Genomic DNA, 19,196 nt, shown 5'->3' on the forward strand with positions numbered 1-19,196 from the left:
CAATGGATAACAATTATACAAACAATAATGGCTCCGGGGGAGATAACGGACCAAAGAAGCAAAACGTCCTGCTTCTGGTTGTGGCAGCGCTTATAGCTGTGCTGTTTATGACCTACATTATGCGGGCAGTTACTTCTACAAGTAATAAGGAAGTGACTTATTCCGAGTTCATCCAGATGATAGCTGACAAAAAGGTTGAAAGCGTAGTTATCGAGGATGACAGGATCAATATCATACCGAAGGTAAGCTCGGATGAGCTTAAGTATAATCCTTTCTATGGCTCAACCATGGTGATGACTTATTACACCGGTAAAGCCGAGGATGATTCCACACTGACCAAGAGACTACTTGATGCAGAGATTCCCGTATCAAGTGAGGTACCTGATTCTTCAAGTGCCATCATCTCTTTTGCAGTTTACTATGTTCTTCCTATTTTACTGATGTGGCTTATCCTGTCCTTTGTTTTCAGACGTATGTCAAAGGGCGGTGGTCCTCTCGGAATCGGAAAAAACAATGCAAAGGTATACATGCAGCGTGAGACCGGAGTTACCTTCAAGGATGTAGCCGGTGAGGATGAGGCTAAGGAATCACTTGTTGAGGTTGTTGATTTCCTTCACAATCCCGGAAGATACGTTAAGATCGGTGCCAAGCTTCCCAAGGGTGCCCTTTTGGTGGGACCTCCCGGAACAGGTAAGACTCTTCTTGCCAAGGCTGTTGCCGGTGAAGCACATGTTCCTTTCTATTCTCTTGCAGGTTCAGACTTTATCGAGCTCTATGTCGGTGTCGGTGCAAGCCGCGTCCGTGAGCTTTTTGCAGAGGCCAGTAAGAATGCACCCTGCATTATTTTCATAGATGAGATTGATGCCATCGGTAGAAGCCGTGACAGCAAGTATGGCGGCGGAAATGAAGAACGTGAGCAGACACTTAACCAGCTCCTTTCTGAGATGGATGGTTTCGATTCATCAAAGGGTGTTCTTGTACTTGGTGCTACCAACAGACCTGAGATCCTTGATAAGGCGCTCCTCAGACCCGGACGTTTTGACAGACGTATCATCGTTGACAAGCCTGACCTTAAGGGACGTGAAGAGATACTTCGTGTTCACTCCAAGGACGTTAAGATGGATGAGACAGTTGATCTTAAGGCAATTGCTCTTGCAACAAGCGGTGCAGTCGGTTCTGACCTTGCGAATATGATCAACGAGGCAGCCATCAACGCAGTTAAGGCTCACAGAGAATATGTATGCCAGCAGGATCTTATGGAAGCTGTTGAGCAGGTTCTTGTAGGAAAAGAGAAGAAGGACAGAATCCTTTCCAAAGAAGAGAGAAAGATCGTATCCTATCACGAGGTCGGTCATGCTCTTATCAGTGCAGTTCAGAAAAATACAGAGCCTGTACAGAAGATCACAATCGTTCCCAGAACTATGGGAGCTCTCGGTTATGTAATGCAGGTTCCTGAGGATGAGAAATATCTTCAGACAAAGGATGAGATAATTGACGATATCATCGTTTCTCTCGGCGGACGTGCTGCAGAGGAAGTTATTTTCAACACCGTAACAACAGGTGCCGAGAATGATATTGAGAAGGCTACATCAATGGCCAGAAGCATGATTACCATGTTCGGTATGAGTGATAAGTTTGGTCTTATGCAGCTTGAATCCATACAGAACAGATACCTTGACGGAAACAGAGTGCTCAATTGCAGCCCTCAGACAGAGTATCTGGTGGATGAAGAGGTTAAGCAGCTGCTTTCCGAGTGCTATGAGAAGGCTAAGCAGATCATCCGCGATCACATTGATACAATGGATAAGATCGCACAGTTCCTTATTGAGAAGGAGACCATCACCGGTAAGGAATTCATGAAGATCTACCGCGAGGTTGAGAATATCCCTGAGCCTACAGAGGAAGAGATAGAAGCTTCCAAGCACGGAAGAATCTATGCTACACGTCCTGAGTCGGCAGCAGTTGGAGAGAATGTACCGATTAAGGAAAAGGCAAAGCCTGCAGAGCCGGCACCTCAGCCTGCTCCCGAGCCTGCCATTCCGCAGCCGGGTACATATAATCAGCCGGGGACCTACAATCAGCCCCAGGGTATGACATATCCTCCGCAGAATGATGCGTATAGCTACAGGCCTCAGAGTACTCCCAGATCAATTTTTGATGCGGAAGTAAATGATTCCTATAGCACACCTTCAAATAATGCAGATAATGCCAATACTCAGAATGATAATTCTGATCAGGGTCAGCAGAGTGGCGGCCGCTTCTCTCATGTGCCTGACAATTTTGATAACAATAATAACTAAAACTCATATTAAGGCTGTCGCATAGCGGCAGCCTTTCTGCTAAGATTTAATATATGGAAGAAAAATTCAACATTCAGGATGAACTAAAAAAGCTCCCTAAACAGCCGGGTGTTTATATCATGCGTGATGAAAATGACACCATTATGTATGTGGGAAAGGCGATAAACCTCTACAACAGAGTGCGGTCTTATTTTCGTAAGATAGTGGGACGAGGTCCGCAGATCGACCGCATGGTCAGTCAGATTGCAAGGTTTGAGTACATTGTGACGGATTCTGAGCTGGAGGCTCTGGTCTTAGAGAATAATCTTATCAAGGAAAACAGTCCCAGATACAACACCATGCTTAAGGATGATAAGACATATCCTTATATCAAGGTCACCATTTCTGAGGAATTCCCCAGAATATTGTTTTCAAGACTTATGAAAAAGGATAAGTCCAAGTACTTCGGGCCCTTTACCAGTGCAGCTGCTGTTAAGGATACAATCGAGCTTATAAATAAAATATATGGCCTCAGGACCTGTAACCGCGTGCTTCCAAGGGATATAGGTGTGGACAGACCCTGCCTTAACTATCACATGAACAGGTGCTCTGCGCCCTGTGACGGTAAGATAACTAAGGAAGAATATGCGGAGAGGATACAGGGTGCCCTGGATTTTCTTGATGGAAATTACAGCCCCATCATAAAGGACCTCAGTGAAAAGATGGAAGCGGCATCGGAGGAGCTGAATTTCGAGAGAGCCGCAACCTACAGGGATTTACTTGCAAGCGTAAGGCAGATAGCCCAGAAGCAGAAGATGACTGATGCGGCTATGGAGGATAAGGATATTCTGGCAATTGCCTCCGATGAAAATGATGCTGTAGTGCAGGTGTTTTTCGTGCGAGATGGAAGACTAATCGGACGCGAGCATTTCTATATGACCCATGTGTCAGAGAATCCGCAAAGCGAGATACTTCTTAACTTTGTAAAGCAGTTTTATGCAGGAACTCCATTCATTCCCAGAGAGCTTATGCTTCCGGAGGCCATCGAGGATATGGACGTTATTGAGCAGTGGCTCACCCAGAGGAAGGGTAGCCGCGTATATCTCAAGGTCCCGGAGCGAGGGCAGAAGGAAAAGCTCATGGAGCTTGCAGCCCAGAATGCTGAGCTTGTTCTAAGTAAGGATAAGGAGAGGCTAAAGAGGGAAGAGGGAAGAACCATTGGAGCCGTGAAGGAGATTGAGAAGCTCCTTGGACTTAAGGGCCTCATAAGAATGGAAGCCTTCGATATATCCAATATAAGCGGCTTTGCCAATGTCGGATCCATGGTGGTCTATGAAAAGGGAAAGCCAAAGAGAAGTGATTACAGGAAGTTCAGGATAAAGTCCGTTACAGGTCCTGACGATTACGCATGCATGAAGGAAGTTCTGACCAGAAGACTTATGCATGGTCTTGAGGAAAAACATGAGCTTGAAGTAAGGGAGATTGATGCAAGGTATGGAAGCTTTACAAAGTTCCCGGATCTCATTCTTATGGACGGTGGAAGAGGCCAGGTAAATATTTGTCTTCAGGTTCTTGAGGAGCTGGGAATCAATATCCCGGTGTGCGGAATGGTAAAGGATGATAACCACAGAACAAGAGGACTTTACTTTAATAATGAAGAAATAGCCATAGACAGGAGATCTGAGGGCTTTAAGCTCATAACAAGAATTCAGGATGAAGCCCACAGATTCGCTATTGAATATCACAGATCGCTAAGAAGCAAGGCTCAGGTAAAGAGCTCCCTTGATGAGATTCCGGGAGTAGGACCTGCCAGAAGAAAAGCTCTTATGCGCCATTTTAAATCCATAGAAGAAATAAGAAACGCTGATGTGGAAACTCTGAAACAGGTTCCCGAAATTCCGGAGAATCAGGCGAAGCAAATATATGAATTCTTTCATTCGTCTGAATTGTAAAAGCCTAGCGGTTATGCTAAACTGTGGTAAGTTAGAGGGAGGTGTCTAATGTCAACGGTAAAGCTTAAAACTGTCATAAAAAAGATGGAACTGGAAAACCTTACACCTGAACTTGATGTTTCCAGAATCCGTATTCACCAGCCTGATATAAACAGACCGGCGTTGCAGCTGGCAGGCTATTTTGAACACTTTGAGGCGACAAGACTTCAGGTAATCGGTTTCGTAGAATACACCTATATGGAGTCTATTCCTTCAGAGGATAAGGAACGCGTCTATCGCGAATTTTTGTCTTTTGATATTCCCTGCGTGGTATTTTGCAGAAATCTGATACCGGATCCGCTTTTCGTAAGAATAGCTATTGAAGAGCAGGTTCCGATCATGGTTACAAAGAAGCCGACATCTTCATTTATGGCGGAGATAATTCGTTGGCTTAATGTTGAGCTTGCTCCCTGCATTTCCATTCACGGAGTACTTGTTGATGTATATGGTGTCGGAGTTCTCATCACAGGTGAGAGCGGAATCGGTAAGTCAGAGGCTGCTCTTGAGCTGATCAAGAGAGGACACAGACTTGTATCCGATGACGTAGTTGAGATAAGGAAGGTCAGCGATGTGACACTTATCGGAACAGCCCCGGATATCACCAGACATTTCATCGAGCTTCGCGGTATCGGAATTGTAGATGTTAAGACACTTTTCGGTGTATCAAGCGTACGTGACACACAGAATATCGATCTCGCTATAAAGCTTGAGGAGTGGGATAAGGATAAGGAATACGACAGACTCGGTCTTGAAGAGGAGTACACAGAGTACCTTGGTAACAAGATCGTATGTCACAGAATCCCGATTCGTCCCGGTAGAAACCTCGCAATCATCTGCGAGTCAGCAGCGGTTAACCACAGACAGAAGATGATGGGCTACAATGCTGCACAGGAGCTTTATAACAGAGTTCAGAATTCACTGGCCAAGGGTCACGAGGATGATGATTAATATTTTTGTAAAGGGTAGAGGTATTTTTAGTAATGGATAATCAGTCTTCAGGAATTGTGGAAAAGTATGTATTCGGTGTAGACATAGGTGGAACAACCGTTAAAATCGGTCTCCTTGATATGGACGGTCACAAGATCGAGGTATGGGAGATTCCCACCAGAACAGAGGATGAAGGAAAGAATGTCCTTCCGGATATCGCTGAAGCAATCAGAAAAAAGATGGATGAGAGAGGAATCAAGGACTCTCAGGTAGTTGGTGTTGGAGCAGGTGCTCCCGGACCTTTCGCAGATGATGGTACTATTTTCAAGGCTGTTAACCTTGGCTGGAGCGAGTTCAACATGAAGAACGAGCTTCATGATCTTGTTAAGATCCCGGTTAAGTGCGGTAATGACGCAAACGTTGCAGCACTTGGTGAGTACTGGATGGGCGGTGGTCAGGGCTACAAGGATATGCTCATGGTTACTCTCGGAACCGGTGTCGGCGGTGGTATTATCCACAATGGCAAGATCTTCAACGGTGCTAACGGTGCAGGTGGAGAGATCGGACACATCCATATCAATGATAATGAGACACTTAAATGTGGATGCGGTAAGAAGGGATGCCTCGAGCAGTATGCAAGTGCTACAGGTGCCAACCTTCTTATGAACAGAATTCTTGAAGCAAGCGATGAAGAGAGTGTTCTTCGCGGAAAAGATTTTACCTGCAGAGATATCTTCGATGCAGCTAAGAAGGGCGATAAGCTCGCTAACGATGCACTTAACCAGTACGGCGAGTACCTTGGAAAGGGTCTTGCAATGATCGCATCAACCATCAATCCTGAGATAATCGTATTTGGTGGCGGCGTATCAAAGGCAGGAGATATCCTGTTTGACCTTGTTCGTCCCTCATTTGAGAAATATGTATTCCCGGGCGCTAAGAGAACAAAGTTCGCACTGGCTAAGCTTGGAAATGATGCCGGAATTTTCGGCGCAGCAAAACTTGTTTTGGATTCGGTTACAGAGAAATGATATTAGACTTGTATGATAAGTTGTCCGGGGTATTACCGGAAGAAAACATCATAAAGGACGAAGATATGAGCAGGCACACCACGTTTCGCGTCGGTGGGCCTGCCGATTATTTTCTAAAGATTGAAAGCTACGACAAGCTTAAGGAGGTCCTGTCGCTTTTTAGAAAAGAGGGACTTACCATGCAGGAGGATTATTATATCCTCGGTAATGGAAGTAATCTTCTTGTGGCAGATGGCGGCTACCGTGGCGCTATAATCACTCTTGGCGGAGAATTTGCAGAGTGCAGTATGGAGAGTTCAAATGTTATTAAGGCCGGAGCAGCTGCATTAAATGTGGCAGTTGCTAATCTTGCAAGAGATAACAGTCTCACCGGCTTTGAATTTGCACACGGAATTCCCGGATCCATAGGCGGTGCTCTTGTTATGAATGCAGGTGCCTATGGCGGAGAGATGAAGCAGGTAGTTAAGAGTGTAACTGCTATTGATGAGAATGGCAGTGAGGTTATCCTTAGCCTGGATGAATTAGAGCTTGGTTACAGAACCAGTATTTTCAAGAAGAAAAAGTATGTTATTACAGGCTGTCTTATTGAACTTAAACCTGGTGACCGTAATGAGATAGAGAACACAATGAATGAGCTTAAGGAAAAGCGCGTCTCTAAGCAGCCCCTTGAGTATCCCAGTGCAGGCTCTACCTTTAAGCGGCCTGAAGGGTACTTTGCGGGAAAGCTGATAGAGGATGCAGGACTTCGCGGATATTCCGTAGGTGGTGCTCAGGTTTCAGAGAAACACTGCGGTTTTGTGGTCAATAAAGGCGGTGCAACAGCAACTGATGTATATAGACTGATAGCTGATGTTCAGAAAAAAGTTTTTGAATCTTCCGGAGTTAAGTTATCGCCGGAGGTAATTCTTTTAGGAGATTTTGAAGCATGAGAATCGTTATTGTCACGGGAATGAGTGGTGGCGGTAAGTCCACTGCTATTCATATGCTTGAGGATGCAGGTTTTTACTGCGTTGATAATCTGCCCCCGAGCCTATTTGAGAAATTTGCTGAACTCATAACTCTACCGGATAGCGAAGTAACCAAGGTCGCTGTGGGATTTGATGTCAGATCCGGTACGAAATTCGAGGATGCTCCCAGGGTAATTGAGGAGCTTCGTAAAAGAGGGCTTCCCGTGGAGGTTCTTTTCCTTGAGTGCTCGGATTCAGTTTTGGTCAAGAGATATAAGGAAACAAGAAGGCGTCATCCTCTGTCCCCTGACGGAAGAATTGAAGACGGTATCAGGAAGGAAAGAGAGATGCTTGCTAAGGTAAGAAAGCAGGCTGACTACATAATCGATACCTCCCAGCTACTCACAAGAGAGTTTAAGGCTGAGATGGAGAGAATATTCGTTGCTAATGAGAAGCACAATAACCTGATGGTTACGGTTCTTTCCTTTGGATTTAAGCATGGTATTCCCTCAGATGCTGATCTTGTTTTTGATGTGAGATTTTTACCTAATCCCTTTTATATCGATGAGCTTAAGCACCTTACCGGCAATGATAAGCCGGTTCAGGATTATGTGAAAAGCTTTCCGGAGTGCGAACAGTTCCTGGAAAAGCTGAAGGATATGCTTGAATTCCTGATGCCGGGATATATTAATGAAGGTAAATACCAGCTTGTGGTGGCAATTGGCTGTACAGGCGGTCAGCATAGATCGGTTACCATTGCCAATGAGATTTATGACAGATTAAAAGAGGCTGATAATTTCGGAGTGAAGATATATCACAGGGATTTGAAGCATGCAAGGTGATGTAGATGTCATTTTCGAGTGATGTGAAAAATGAACTTGCGAAGCAAATAGCTTCTCCGCGCCATTGCAGACTTTCGGAGCTCTCAGCGCTGATCCTCGGATGCGGGGCTGTGGGAAGGTCGGAAGACGGCATATATACTGTGTTTTTGCAGGCAGATGCGGAGGCTCAGGGCAGAAAGTTCTTTACAATACTAAAAAAAGCATTTAATATAGCGGCTAGCGTGCTTGATAAAGTGCCACCAATGCACTCAGGAGGAAAGGTTTATGTGCCTGTCCTTCAGGGAAAAGAAGAGGTTTCTTCTATATTAAAGTCGATTCATATAGTTGATAACGATGACAATATCAGGACTGTGGATGACGGAGTAAGTCATAGAATTGTAAGACAGTCTTGTTGCAAAAGGGCATTTTTGAGAGATACATTTTTATGTATTGGCTCAGTTAGTGATCCGAGTAAATCATATCATCTTGAATTTGTGTGTACGTCACAGAGATTTGCAGATGATCTGAAGAAGATGATCGAGAGCTTTGACATAGAGGCTCGCATAGTAATGCGAAAAAAATACTATGTCGTATATATTAAGGAGAGCACATCAATTGTCGATCTGCTTAATGTGATGGAGGCTCCCGTAAGTCTTATGAATATGGAGAATGAGCGTATTGTTAAAGAGATGCGTAATTCCATAAACAGAAGGGTCAATTGTGAGACTGCCAATATCACAAAAACAGTCAATGCAGCATCGAGACAGACCGCTGATATTCTGTATCTGAGAGAGCATTACGGATTTGAGAATCTTCCGAAGGGACTTGAGGATATGGCCAGGGTCAGGCTGCAATATCCGGATGCAACATTGTTAGAGCTTGGGAAATATCTTGATCCACCGGTTGGAAAATCAGGTGTTAATCACAGGCTCAGGAAGCTCAGTGAGCTCGCAGAGAAGCTGCGAGGATGAGCGACGCTGCGATTTCTGCAGTAAGAGGAGGAAATTATGATCACAAAATCTATCGAAATCAAGCTTCCAGGCGGACTTGAGGCACGTCCGGTTGCCGAGTTGGTTCAGCTTGCAAGCCGCTACGACAGCACAGTGCACATCGAGGCACAGTCTAAGAAGGTTAATGCTAAGAGCATCATGGGGATGATGACACTTAGTCTTAGCAGTGGCGAGGAGGTAACAGTGATTGCAGATGGCGCTGATGAAGCCGATGCAGTTGCAGGTATGGAGAGTTTTCTTATTGGGAATCTTCAGCTTTCTTGATACAAATTGAATAAATATATAGAAAGCCCCGGTTACATTCACTATAATGAATGTAACCGGTTTTTATTTCATAAGGTAGGGGAGACATTATGAGTAAAAAGAAAATGCTATTTGTCTACAATCCAAAAGCTGGAAAAGAAAGAATCAGAAGTAATTTACTGGATATAATCGATACTTTTACAAGAGCTGGATATGAGGTGACTGTATATCCTACTCAGGAGCCGGGAGATGCCATAGAAACCGTGAGGACCAGGGAAAACATATATGATATCGTTGTCTGCAGCGGTGGGGACGGAACACTTGATGAAGTGGTAAATGGTATGTGGAAATCCAAGAAGCGCATTCCGATTGGATACGTTCCTGCAGGATCTACCAATGACTTCGCGATGAGTCTTGGTATTCCCTCAGCCATGCATGCTTCTGCGGAGGCGCTTGTTACCGGTAAGGAGTATCAGTGCGATATAGGTGTCATGAATGATGAGACCTTCGTATACATAGCTGCTTTTGGATTGTTTACCGATGTGTCCTATCAGACAAGACAGGATGTAAAAAATGTCCTTGGACATATGGCGTATATACTTGAAGGTGCAAAGAGGCTTTCAGAGATCAGATCCTATCACGTGAAGGTGACTACTGATGAAGCTGTGATAGAGGATGATTTTGTTTTCGGAATGGTTACAAATTCTGTGTCGGTAGGCGGATTTAAGGATATTACCGGAAAGCATGTAAAGCTTGATGATGGTGTATTTGAGGTTACGCTTGTAAAGCTTCCTGACAATATGCTTGATATGAGTAATCTTATGGCTGCATTCCTTAACAGGGATATAGATACGGAGCAGATGTACTGCTTTAAGACAAAACACGTAGTGTTTGAGTCGAAGGATAAAATCGCATGGACCAGAGATGGAGAGTTCGGCGGAGAGCATACCTATGTAGACATAAGAAATGAGAATAAGGCAGTAACAATACTAGTGCCGAAGGATAAATAAGATCAATTTATGGACGGGTGACCGGTGTCGCTCGTTCATTTTTTGTTCATAAAACGTTTAAAGACTATTAACGCCAGATTATTTCTTGGACATTTATTTTCGATATACTAAAGATGTCAGATGAAGAAAGGCAATACCAATAAAAATAACTTTTTCATAATAAGCCAAGCAAGTCTTAACTTGCTTGGCTTCCTCCCTTTTATGGGGTTCTTTATTCGATGATTTCCGGTTCCGGATAATCTACACCGAAGGTTTCAACTGTAACTGATTTCATAACCTGGTCTGTTGTAGGTCTGTCCATCCAGTCAGTCTCTGTCTCTGCGATCTTGTTAACAACATCCATACCCTCTGTTACCTTACCGAAAGCAGCGTATGCGCCATCGAGGTGAGGAGCGTTCTTGTGCATGATAAAGAACTGTGAACCTGCAGAATCCGGAATCTGAGTGCGGGCCATTGAAAGTACGCCCTCTGTGTGAAGAAGGTTATTCTCAAAGCCATTCTGAGAGAATTCACCCTTGATTGAGTAGCCGGGGCCGCCCATTCCTGTTCCGTCCGGATCACCACCCTGGAGCATGAAGCCCTTTATTACGCGGTGGAAGATAACTCCATCATAGAAGTTATGGTTGATAAGTGAAATAAAGTTGTTAACTGTGTTGGGGGCGATTTCGGGATAAAGCTCTGCTTTGATAACGCCGCCGTCCTGCATAGTAATAGTTACGATTGGGTTCTTGTTTTCAGACATTTTTTTCTCCTTGTCTATGCTTGAAAAATAGTTAGAATTTCTCCGAAATTTACGCTTTTTCGTGGTAGAAATCCGCGATTAATTATACAATATACAAGAGGTATATAAAAGTTGTTAAGGGAAATCATTTTTTGTTTGAAAAAGGTGCCCGGTGAAGGGGTACGGGAAAAAATTAATAGTGCTGTAGAGTATCTGACAGAGGAAGGGCTCAGGTGCGACCTTCTGATGCCCGAGGAAGATGAGCAGTGGATAGAGGGACTTACGCCATGGTATATCTCACGGCTTGAGGACAGAAGATCAGGAGACCTGCTCATAGTATCCGATTCCACACAGATGGCGGATGACCTTATAGAGAGGGACTATTATGTGGTGGGAATATGGCATGATGAAAACCGCTCCGAATCCTTTGCGGGACTCAAATATGTATTCACGGATATCGAGGAAATAGCCAGAGATTCCTATGAAAAGGCATACCAGAGATATGCCCAGCTGCCCTGGGAGATTCTGCGTACGGAGCGCTGCATCATACGGGAGACCACCGTTGAGGATGTGGATGAGTTCTATAAAATATACGCAGATCCCGAGATGACAAGGTACATGGAGGGATTGTTTAAAAATCCTGAGGATGAGAAAAAATATACCAGGGACTACATTGAGAAGGTATATGGACTTCTGGGATTTGGCACATGGACTGTCATAAGAAAGGAAGACGGAAGAATCATAGGCCGTGCAGGCTTTAGCGTTCGAAATGGCTTTGACGATATTGAGCTCGGATTTTTGATAGGTACTGAGTTTCAGAGAGAGGGCTATGCATACGAGGTATGCAGTGCAATCCTTGATTATGGCAAGCAGGTACTTCAGTTTGACAAGGTACAGACCTTTGTAAAGGCTGAGAATCTTGTGTCCATTCATCTGTGTGAAAAGCTTGGTTTTGAGATTTTGGAAGAGGTGGACATAGAGGAAAATATTTACGGAGAAGAGTATCACGACGGCGTAAAAGTGGCACCATCCGAAGCGAAGTTCGGCAAATATATAAGAATGGTGCTTGCTATTTAAAATTTTTTAAGTTACCATACACTTTGGAAGAGAGAGGAATTAGATTACGTAGTACCCAGGATGTGTAGGAGGTATGGATGAGTTCTATGGATTTGTTTTCACTAATTGCAGGGCTTCTCGGAGGACTGGCTCTGTTTCTGTATGGTATGAATGTAATGAGCGGTGGGCTCACCAAGGCAGCAGGAGGAAAGCTTGAAGCTGCGCTTAGTAAGGTGACAAGCCATCCCATCATTGCATATCTTTTCGGTGTGGGTGTTACCGCACTTGTTCAGTCATCATCAGCGTCAACCGTAATGGTTGTCGGTCTTGTTAATTCAAGCATTATGACACTTAAAGAAGCAGTAAATGTCATTCTTGGTGCGAATCTTGGTACGACATTTACAGCATGGTTGCTCAGCTTGAATGCTATCAGCAGTGATAATTTCTTTATTAACCTGCTGAAGCCTACTTCATTTACCCCATTCCTTGCAATAATCGGTATCGTTCTTTACATGTTTTCAAAGAGCGATAGAAAAAATAATATTGGTCTGATACTGATCGGCTTTTCAGTGCTGATGTTCGGAATGAGCATGATGTCAGATGCAGTATCACCTCTTAAGAATGACGAGGGATTTCAGAACGTGCTTATGACCTTCAGCAATCCTTTTATCGGATTTCTGGTTGGCGTGTTCTTTACAATGGTAATTCAGAGTTCTGCAGGAACTATCGGTATTATGCAGGCTTTGGCGGCATCTGTTCACATCACATACAGCGTTGCTCTTCCTGTTGTAGTTGGTGCGGAGGTAGGAACCTGTATAACAGCTATTCTTTCATCATTCGGTGCTAATAAGAATGGTAAGAGAACAGCTCTGATGCACTTGTATTTCAATATCATAAAAGCCGGAACCTTTATGATAGTCTTTTATATCCTGCATACAGCACTTGATTTTGCATTTATGCATGAAGTAGCAGGAATGGTTGGAATAGCTTCCATTCATACACTTATCAACCTTGTGGCAACACCTCTTATGGTGCCCTTCTCCGGACTTCTTGTTAAGATGGCATACGCTACCATCCCGATTGATGATAAGGAGAGAGAAGAGCAGGAAGAGATGCAGGGAATCACCAAGCTGGATCCCCGATTCCTTTCAAACCCGCCCTTTGCACTTGAGCAGAGTAAGCAGGTTGCCATGGATATGGCTGAGTTTGCAAGAGAGGGGCTTGAAAAAGCGATTCCGCTTCTTGAAAACTACGATGCAGAGGCTGCTGATGAGGTCAGACGCCTTGAGGAGAAGGTTGACCGCTATGAGGATCAGCTTGGAACCTATCTTATGCAGATAAATAACCATCATCTTGCTGAGACGGATTCAAGACTTTTGTCAATTATTCTTCACTGCATAACGGACTTTGAGAGAATAAGTGATCACACTTTGAATATTGCTCAGGTTGCCCGCAACATGAATGACAAGAAGGAGCATTTTTCATCAAAGGCCAGCGAGGAGATAAGGATATTCTCCAACGCTGTTAAGGAAATCGTTGATCTGGCCTTTACATCCTTCCAGAATCAGGATCTTAAGCTGGCAAAATCGGTTGAGCCCCTTGAAGAAGTAATTGACGGTCTTAACATGGAGGTTAAGCGCAGACATGTAAGACGTCTCAGAAAAGGAAAGTGCACCATTGATATGGGCTTTAGTCTTTCAGAGCTTGGAACCGACTATGAGCGTATCGCCGACCACTGTAGTAATATAGCGGTATGTCTTCTTGAGGTCAGTGAGGGACTCTTTGATACTCACGAATATATCGAGCACCTCAAGGAAGAGAAGAACCAGGAGTTTGAGATAGCTGTTGATCTTTACGAGAGAAAGTATCGTCTTCCTGCCATGAAGAAGGGCTTTGAGGAGGAAGAAGAGATAGATCCTTCATTTGCCGAGAATCATGAGACAATAGTAAATATTATGAATTCCGATGATAAGGAAATAATTGACGAGGCTCTTGAGGCCGCAGGAGTGAAGGGTGCAGAAAATCTCACTGAGAAGGTAAAAGAGAAGGTCAAGGATAAGGTTAAGAAGAACAAGGACAAAAAGGATAAAGATAAAAAGGACAAAAAAGATAAGTCCAAGAAGGATAAGGACTGAAAAAGTCTTGTATAAACTGCCGAAAAATGGCAGATGGGTTTTTAGAAAGGATTTTTAATGAGCACCAGAATTATTGAGTTAAAGAGAAGCGTATTTGAGAGTAATGATGAGAGAGCAGACCTTTTAAGAGGCGAGCTTAAGGATAAGGGTATTTTCCTTTTAAACCTTATGTCATCACCGGGATCAGGAAAAACAACAACACTTAAGGCTACAATCGCAGCACTTAAGGATAAGTACAAGATCGGCGTTATGGAAGCTGATATTGATTCAGATGTTGATGCAATAAAGATTGCTGAGACCGGAGTTAAGGCTATTCAGCTTCATACAGGAGGAATGTGTCATCTTGATGCTGATATGACAAGACAGGGCCTTGATGCACTTGTTGAGGGCGATGTTGAGCTTGCTATCCTTGAGAACGTTGGTAACCTTGTATGCCCTGCTGAATTCGATACAGGCGCATCAAAGAATGCAATGATTCTCTCAGTACCTGAGGGACATGACAAGCCCCTTAAGTATCCTCTTATGTTCAGCATCTGCGACGTTGTTCTTATCAACAAGATTGATGTAGCTCCTTATTTCGATTTTGATCTTGAAAAGTGCAAGGAATATATTCACATGAGAAATCCTAAGGCTGAGATCATTCCGATCTGCGCTAAGACAGGTGAGGGTGTTGATAAGTTTGCTGAATGGCTCAGCGCACAGGTTGAGGATTGGAAGAAATAATGACATTAGGAAGAATTCATTCTATAGAAACCTTCGGCTCCGTTGATGGGCCGGGGGTTCGTTTTATCATATTTTTAAAGGGCTGTAATCTCAGATGTAAGTATTGCCACAACGCAGATACCTGGAATCCGGAATCAAAGGATGTAAGGTCTGCCACGGAGCTTCTTGATAAGGCTGAGCGCTACAAGAGCTACTGGGGAGATGAGGGCGGAATCACAGTGAGCGGAGGAGAGCCTCTTTTACAGATTGATTTTCTGCTGGAGCTTTTTAAGGAAGCAAAGTCCCGCGGAATAAATACCTGTATTGATACGGCTGCTGAACCCTTTACCAGAGAGGAACCCTTCTTTTCAAAATTTAAAGAGCTTATGGAATATACTGACCTTCTTCTTGTTGATATAAAGCACATAGACAATGAGGAGCATATTAAGCTCACAGGTAAGCCTAACGAGAATATCAAGGACTGTCTTCAGTATTTATCTGAGATCGGTAAGCCAATCTGGATCAGACATGTGCTGGTTCCCGGTATTACTGATAACGATGAATATCTTCAGAAGACAAGAGAGTTTCTTGATACTCTGACAAATGTTCAGAGAGTTGATGTCCTGCCATACCATTCCCTGGGACAGTTCAAATGGGAAGAGCTTGGTATGAAATATCAGCTTGAGGGAGTGGAAGCGCCTTCTGCTGAAAGAATTCAAAATGCAAAGGACATACTCAGAGCAAACTGAGTAGTAAAAAAATATACAAGCAAATAAGAAAAAACGTTAAAAAATTGCCAAAGTTGACAAAAGTTATCAACTTTGGCTTTTTTTCGCGGTTTTAGGTTGAAATGTTTCTCCTAATATGTAAGAATACGAATTGGTGTCATAAGGCAGAAATACATATTGTGTCGAGGTTTTACCAATATACAATATGTTGTGGCTTGCGATTTTGGGCACAAAATTCTTTCTTATTACGTTGCTGTTGCAACTTGCAATAGATCCGAGGGTGGTATCGTTTTTTCACAAAAGAGAGGAGTAAAATTTTATGAGAGAACAGTGGAGAGGATTTAAAGGAAATAAGTGGACTGACGAAGTTAACTTAAGAGACTTTATCCAGAACAACTACACTATGTACGAAGGAGACGAGAGTTTCCTTGCTGATGCTACAGAAGCTACAGATAAGCTCTGGGGCAGATTACAGGAGCTTCAGAAGGAAGAGCGTGCTAACGGTGGCGTTCTTGAGTGTGAGACAGAGGTTGTTTCCGGTCTTACAGCTTATGGCCCTGGATACATCGATGAGTCTATGAAAGATCTTGAGACAGTTGTAGGTCTTCAGACAGACAAGCCTCTTAAGAGAGCATTCATGCCTTATGGTGGTATCAAGATGGCTGAGCAGGCTGCTGATACATACGGCTTCAAGGTAAACGAGAAGTTCCACAAGATCTTTACTGAGTATCACAAGACACACAACCAGGCAGTATTTGATGCTTACACACCTGAGATGATGGCAGCTCGTCACAGCCACATCGTTACAGGTCTTCCGGATACATACGGACGTGGACGTATCGTAGGCGACTACAGAAGAGTAGCTCTTTACGGTATCGACTTCCTTATCGAGCAGAAGAAGGAAGATTTCTCACTTTGCGGATGCGGCGTTATGACTGATGATGTTATCCGTCAGCGTGAGGAGATTGCAGAGCAGATCCGTGCACTTCGTGGCATGAAGGAGATGGCTGCAGTTTATGGCTTTGATATTTCACAGCCTGCTAATAATGCAAGAGAGGCAGTTCAGTGGTTATACTTCGGCTACCTTGCAGCTATCAAGACACAGAACGGTGCTGCAATGTCAGTTGGACGTGTTTCTACATTCCTTGATATTTATATTGAAAGAGACCTTAAGGAGGGTACACTTACTGAGGCTGAGGCACAGGAGCTCATCGATCACCTTACAATGAAGTGCCGTATGGTTAAGTTCGCACGTATCCCCAGCTACAACCAGCTCTTCTCTGGTGACCCGGTTTGGGCTACACTTGAGGTTGGTGGACTTGGTATGGATGGTCGTCACATGGTTACAAAGAACGACTACAGATTCCTTCACACACTTGAGAACATGGGACCTTCACCTGAGCCTAACCTTACAGTACTGTATTCTTCAAGACTTCCTAAGAACTTCAAGAAGTATGCAGCTAAGATCTCTGTTACAACATCTTCAATCCAGTACGAGAACGATGATGTTATGAGACCTGTATGGGGCGATGACTACAGCATCTGCTGCTGCGTATCAGCTACACAGACAGGTAAGGAGATGCAGTTCTTCGGTGCAAGAGCTAACCTTGCTAAGTGTCTCCTTTACGCTATCAACGGCGGTAAGGACGAGAAGTTCCTTGACAAGCAGGGTAACCACATGCAGGTAGGTCCTGAGATGGCTCCTATCACATCTGAGTATCTTGATTATGACGAGGTTATGCACAAGTATGATCTTATGATGGATTGGCTTGCAGGCCTCTATGTAAATATCCTTAACCTCATTCAGTACATGCACGACAAGTACTACTATGAGGCAGCTGAGATGGCTCTTATCGACACAGATGTACGTCGTACATTTGCTACAGGTATCGCAGGTTTCTCACACGTTGTAGATTCACTCTGCGCTATCAAGTATGCAAAGGTTAAGACTGTTCGTGATGAGTCAGGCCTTGTTGTTGATTACCAGATCGAGGGTGACTTCCCTAAGTATGGTAACGATGATGAGAGAGCAGACGAGATCGCTGTATGGCTCCTTAAGACTTTCCTTAAGAAGGTTAAGAAGAACCACACATACAGAGATTCAGAGCCTACAACATCTATCCTTACAATTACTTCAAACGTAGTTTATGGTAAGGCTACAGGTGCTCTTCCGGATGGAAGACCTGCATTTGCACCTTTCGCTCCTGGTGCTAACCCGGCTTACGGCGCAGAGCAGAGTGGACTTCTTGCTTCACTTAACTCAGTTGCTAAGCTTCCTTACGAGTATGCTCTTGATGGTATCTCAAATACACAGACCATCAACCCTGGTGCTCTTGGCCACGACGATGAGGAGCGTGCTGAGAAGCTCGTTAACGTAATGGACGGATACTTCGATCAGGGAGCACACCACCTCAACGTAAACGTATTTGGTGTTGAGAAGCTTAAGGACGCTATGGAGCATCCTGAGAAGCCTGAGTATGCTAACTTCACAATCCGTGTATCTGGTTACGCTGTTAAGTTCATAGACCTCACAAGAGAGCAGCAGATGGACGTTATCAACAGAACTTGCCACGAGAGCATGTAACTCGTTGTGAATAGGACGGCGCCCCGGACCATAATGGTCCGAGGCGCCTATTTTATTGGCAAAAGAGTTAGAAGACTCGTGGCAAAAACAAGGAATGTATAAGGATAATTCTTGAGAAAAAAGATGCAATGCTTTATTATGTTATAGGTTTTGAAAAATTATATGGAGGAAAACAGTATGAAAAAAGTAGTAAAAACAATGCTCATGTTAGCATTGGCAACAGCAATGGTTTGGGGGAAGGGGGACGATGCTAAAGCAGCAGTAAAAACAACCGAGCTTATTGCAAATCAGGAAATAACAGATAAGCTTTACATGAATGGTGAAAATGATCCCAATGTGTACAACTTTACAGTAACAAATAATGGATATGTGAATTTCGTATTTACAGGTACCGGAAGAACTGAAGAGGGAGTATTTACACCCAATAGCAATGACTGGTGTGATTATAAAATCCTTGTAAATGGTAAGGAATATGAGCATGGAACCGTAAAGCTTAAGGGCGAAGCATTTAACTCAGACGTTTACTCATTTAAAGAGGGAACAGTTATAAGTGTTCAGATGAGTACTGAAAGAAAAACAGAGAAAGAGTATTTTCAGTATAAAATAAAGGCTGTAACAACACAGCTGAATAACAATGAAACTGAGATAAATGATTCTAAAAAGCAGGCAACAAAGCTTAAAGCAGGTAAAAATCACAGTGCAGTATTGACCGGAAAGAATGAAGATACAGACTGGTTTGTATTTAAGGCAAAGAAGGCAGGAAAGTATAAGATCAGTATGACTGCCAAAGATTACAGGTGGAACACAGGAGTCCAGACTTACATCTATTGCACAGTTAAAAAAGGCAGTAAGACAATCGTAACAGATAAAGAAGTAATTGGAGGAGAAAAGGCTGTTACCCTGTTTAAAGGCAATCTGAAAAAAGGCCAGAAGGTATATATTAAAGCAGTACAGGGATCATGTGCATATCACTCTGAAATATATAATTTAAAAGTAAAGAAATACTAATTTATT

General features: G+C 43.6%; 16 protein-coding genes. 15 read left to right on the forward strand and 1 reads right to left on the reverse strand.

The genetic code is table 11. The annotated features are described in order from the left end of the window. The first annotated feature begins 2 nt into the window (after nt 1–2). The 9 genes from ftsH (at nt 3) to G601_RS0100690 (ending at nt 10,256) form a co-directional block, all read left to right on the forward strand. A complete protein-coding gene (ftsH, locus tag G601_RS0100650) occupies nt 3–2,300 on the forward strand; it encodes an ATP-dependent zinc metalloprotease FtsH (protein ID WP_026664151.1) in 2,298 nt (765 codons plus the stop codon). Between the two features lie 53 nt (nt 2,301–2,353). Then, nucleotides 2,354–4,231 (forward strand): excinuclease ABC subunit UvrC, encoded by a 1,878-nt coding sequence (gene uvrC, locus G601_RS0100655; protein ID WP_026492403.1) that lies wholly within the window; start codon nt 2,354–2,356, stop codon nt 4,229–4,231. Between the two features lie 48 nt (nt 4,232–4,279). Continuing rightward, complete coding sequence (hprK, locus tag G601_RS0100660; protein ID WP_026492404.1) at nt 4,280–5,218, forward strand: HPr(Ser) kinase/phosphatase; 939 nt, start codon at nt 4,280–4,282, stop codon at nt 5,216–5,218. Between the two features lie 32 nt (nt 5,219–5,250). Next, nucleotides 5,251–6,225: an ROK family glucokinase gene (locus G601_RS0100665; protein WP_035786500.1), complete on the forward strand. Its 975-nt coding sequence runs from the start codon at nt 5,251–5,253 to the stop codon at nt 6,223–6,225. Further along, nucleotides 6,222–7,154 (forward strand): UDP-N-acetylmuramate dehydrogenase, encoded by a 933-nt coding sequence (gene murB / locus G601_RS0100670; RefSeq protein WP_026664152.1) that lies wholly within the window; start codon nt 6,222–6,224, stop codon nt 7,152–7,154. The genes G601_RS0100665 and murB overlap by 4 nt, the downstream gene beginning before the upstream one ends. Continuing rightward, a complete protein-coding gene (rapZ, locus tag G601_RS0100675; RefSeq protein ID WP_026664153.1) occupies nt 7,151–8,014 on the forward strand; it encodes an RNase adapter RapZ in 864 nt (287 codons plus the stop codon). Before murB ends, rapZ begins: the two co-directional genes overlap by 4 nt. Before the next feature lie 5 nt (nt 8,015–8,019). Continuing rightward, a complete protein-coding gene (gene whiA / locus G601_RS0100680) occupies nt 8,020–8,964 on the forward strand; it encodes a DNA-binding protein WhiA (RefSeq protein WP_026664154.1) in 945 nt (314 codons plus the stop codon). A gap of 36 nt (nt 8,965–9,000) precedes the next feature. Next, entirely contained in the window at nt 9,001–9,267 is a 267-nt protein-coding gene (locus G601_RS0100685; RefSeq protein ID WP_026492408.1) for an HPr family phosphocarrier protein, read from the forward strand. Nucleotides 9,268–9,356: 89 nt separating this feature from the next. Beyond that, nucleotides 9,357–10,256 (forward strand): diacylglycerol/lipid kinase family protein, encoded by a 900-nt coding sequence (locus G601_RS0100690; RefSeq protein WP_026492409.1) that lies wholly within the window; start codon nt 9,357–9,359, stop codon nt 10,254–10,256. Nucleotides 10,257–10,467: 211 nt separating this feature from the next. Here the strand turns inward: G601_RS0100690 and G601_RS0100695 are convergent, their stop codons facing one another. After that, on the reverse strand, nt 10,468–10,998 hold the full coding sequence (locus G601_RS0100695) for a peptidylprolyl isomerase (protein WP_035786502.1): 531 nt from the start codon (nt 10,996–10,998) through the stop codon (nt 10,468–10,470). A 144-nt stretch (nt 10,999–11,142) separates the two neighbouring features. Here G601_RS0100695 and G601_RS24565 point away from each other — a divergent pair, with 144 nt between their 5' ends. From G601_RS24565 to G601_RS0100725, 6 genes are all read left to right on the forward strand, one after another. After that, nucleotides 11,143–12,054 (forward strand): GNAT family N-acetyltransferase, encoded by a 912-nt coding sequence (locus G601_RS24565; protein WP_242834363.1) that lies wholly within the window; start codon nt 11,143–11,145, stop codon nt 12,052–12,054. Between the two features lie 77 nt (nt 12,055–12,131). Further along, entirely contained in the window at nt 12,132–14,168 is a 2,037-nt protein-coding gene (locus G601_RS21395) for a Na/Pi cotransporter family protein (protein WP_330364465.1), read from the forward strand. Nucleotides 14,169–14,225: 57 nt separating this feature from the next. After that, entirely contained in the window at nt 14,226–14,891 is a 666-nt protein-coding gene (gene hypB, locus G601_RS0100710; RefSeq protein WP_026492412.1) for a hydrogenase nickel incorporation protein HypB, read from the forward strand. Next, the gene (gene pflA, locus G601_RS0100715) at nt 14,891–15,619 is read left to right on the forward strand and encodes a pyruvate formate-lyase-activating protein (protein ID WP_051200993.1); all 729 of its coding nucleotides are present in this window, start codon (nt 14,891–14,893) and stop codon (nt 15,617–15,619) included. Before hypB ends, pflA begins: the two co-directional genes overlap by 1 nt. 298 nt (nt 15,620–15,917) lie before the next feature. After that, entirely contained in the window at nt 15,918–18,182 is a 2,265-nt protein-coding gene (gene pflB / locus G601_RS0100720; protein WP_026492414.1) for a formate C-acetyltransferase, read from the forward strand. A gap of 177 nt (nt 18,183–18,359) precedes the next feature. Then, a complete protein-coding gene (locus G601_RS0100725; RefSeq protein WP_026664155.1) occupies nt 18,360–19,190 on the forward strand; it encodes a hypothetical protein in 831 nt (276 codons plus the stop codon). Nucleotides 19,191–19,196 lie beyond the last annotated feature (6 nt).

This window comes from Butyrivibrio sp. FC2001 (assembly GCF_000424125.1).
In the GTDB taxonomy this organism is placed as follows: domain Bacteria; phylum Bacillota; class Clostridia; order Lachnospirales; family Lachnospiraceae; genus Butyrivibrio.

Bases quoted from the DNA above. Each gene is read 5' to 3' on its own strand.
- murB (WP_026664152.1), top strand. From the start codon at position 6,222: ATGATATTAGACTTGTATGATAAGTTGTCCGGGGTATTACCGGAAGAA.
- uvrC (WP_026492403.1), top strand. From the start codon at position 2,354: ATGGAAGAAAAATTCAACATTCAGGATGAACTAAAAAAGCTCCCTAAA.
- G601_RS0100665 (WP_035786500.1), top strand. From the start codon at position 5,251: ATGGATAATCAGTCTTCAGGAATTGTGGAAAAGTATGTATTCGGTGTA.
- whiA (WP_026664154.1), top strand. From the start codon at position 8,020: ATGTCATTTTCGAGTGATGTGAAAAATGAACTTGCGAAGCAAATAGCT.
- G601_RS0100690 (WP_026492409.1), top strand. From the start codon at position 9,357: ATGAGTAAAAAGAAAATGCTATTTGTCTACAATCCAAAAGCTGGAAAA.
- rapZ (WP_026664153.1), top strand. From the start codon at position 7,151: ATGAGAATCGTTATTGTCACGGGAATGAGTGGTGGCGGTAAGTCCACT.
- G601_RS0100725 (WP_026664155.1), top strand. From the start codon at position 18,360: ATGAAAAAAGTAGTAAAAACAATGCTCATGTTAGCATTGGCAACAGCA.
- pflA (WP_051200993.1), top strand. From the start codon at position 14,891: ATGACATTAGGAAGAATTCATTCTATAGAAACCTTCGGCTCCGTTGAT.
- G601_RS21395 (WP_330364465.1), top strand. From the start codon at position 12,132: ATGAGTTCTATGGATTTGTTTTCACTAATTGCAGGGCTTCTCGGAGGA.
- G601_RS0100685 (WP_026492408.1), top strand. From the start codon at position 9,001: ATGATCACAAAATCTATCGAAATCAAGCTTCCAGGCGGACTTGAGGCA.
- G601_RS0100695 (WP_035786502.1), bottom strand. From the start codon at position 10,998: ATGTCTGAAAACAAGAACCCAATCGTAACTATTACTATGCAGGACGGC.
- hprK (WP_026492404.1), top strand. From the start codon at position 4,280: ATGTCAACGGTAAAGCTTAAAACTGTCATAAAAAAGATGGAACTGGAA.
- ftsH (WP_026664151.1), top strand. From the start codon at position 3: ATGGATAACAATTATACAAACAATAATGGCTCCGGGGGAGATAACGGA.
- hypB (WP_026492412.1), top strand. From the start codon at position 14,226: ATGAGCACCAGAATTATTGAGTTAAAGAGAAGCGTATTTGAGAGTAAT.
- pflB (WP_026492414.1), top strand. From the start codon at position 15,918: ATGAGAGAACAGTGGAGAGGATTTAAAGGAAATAAGTGGACTGACGAA.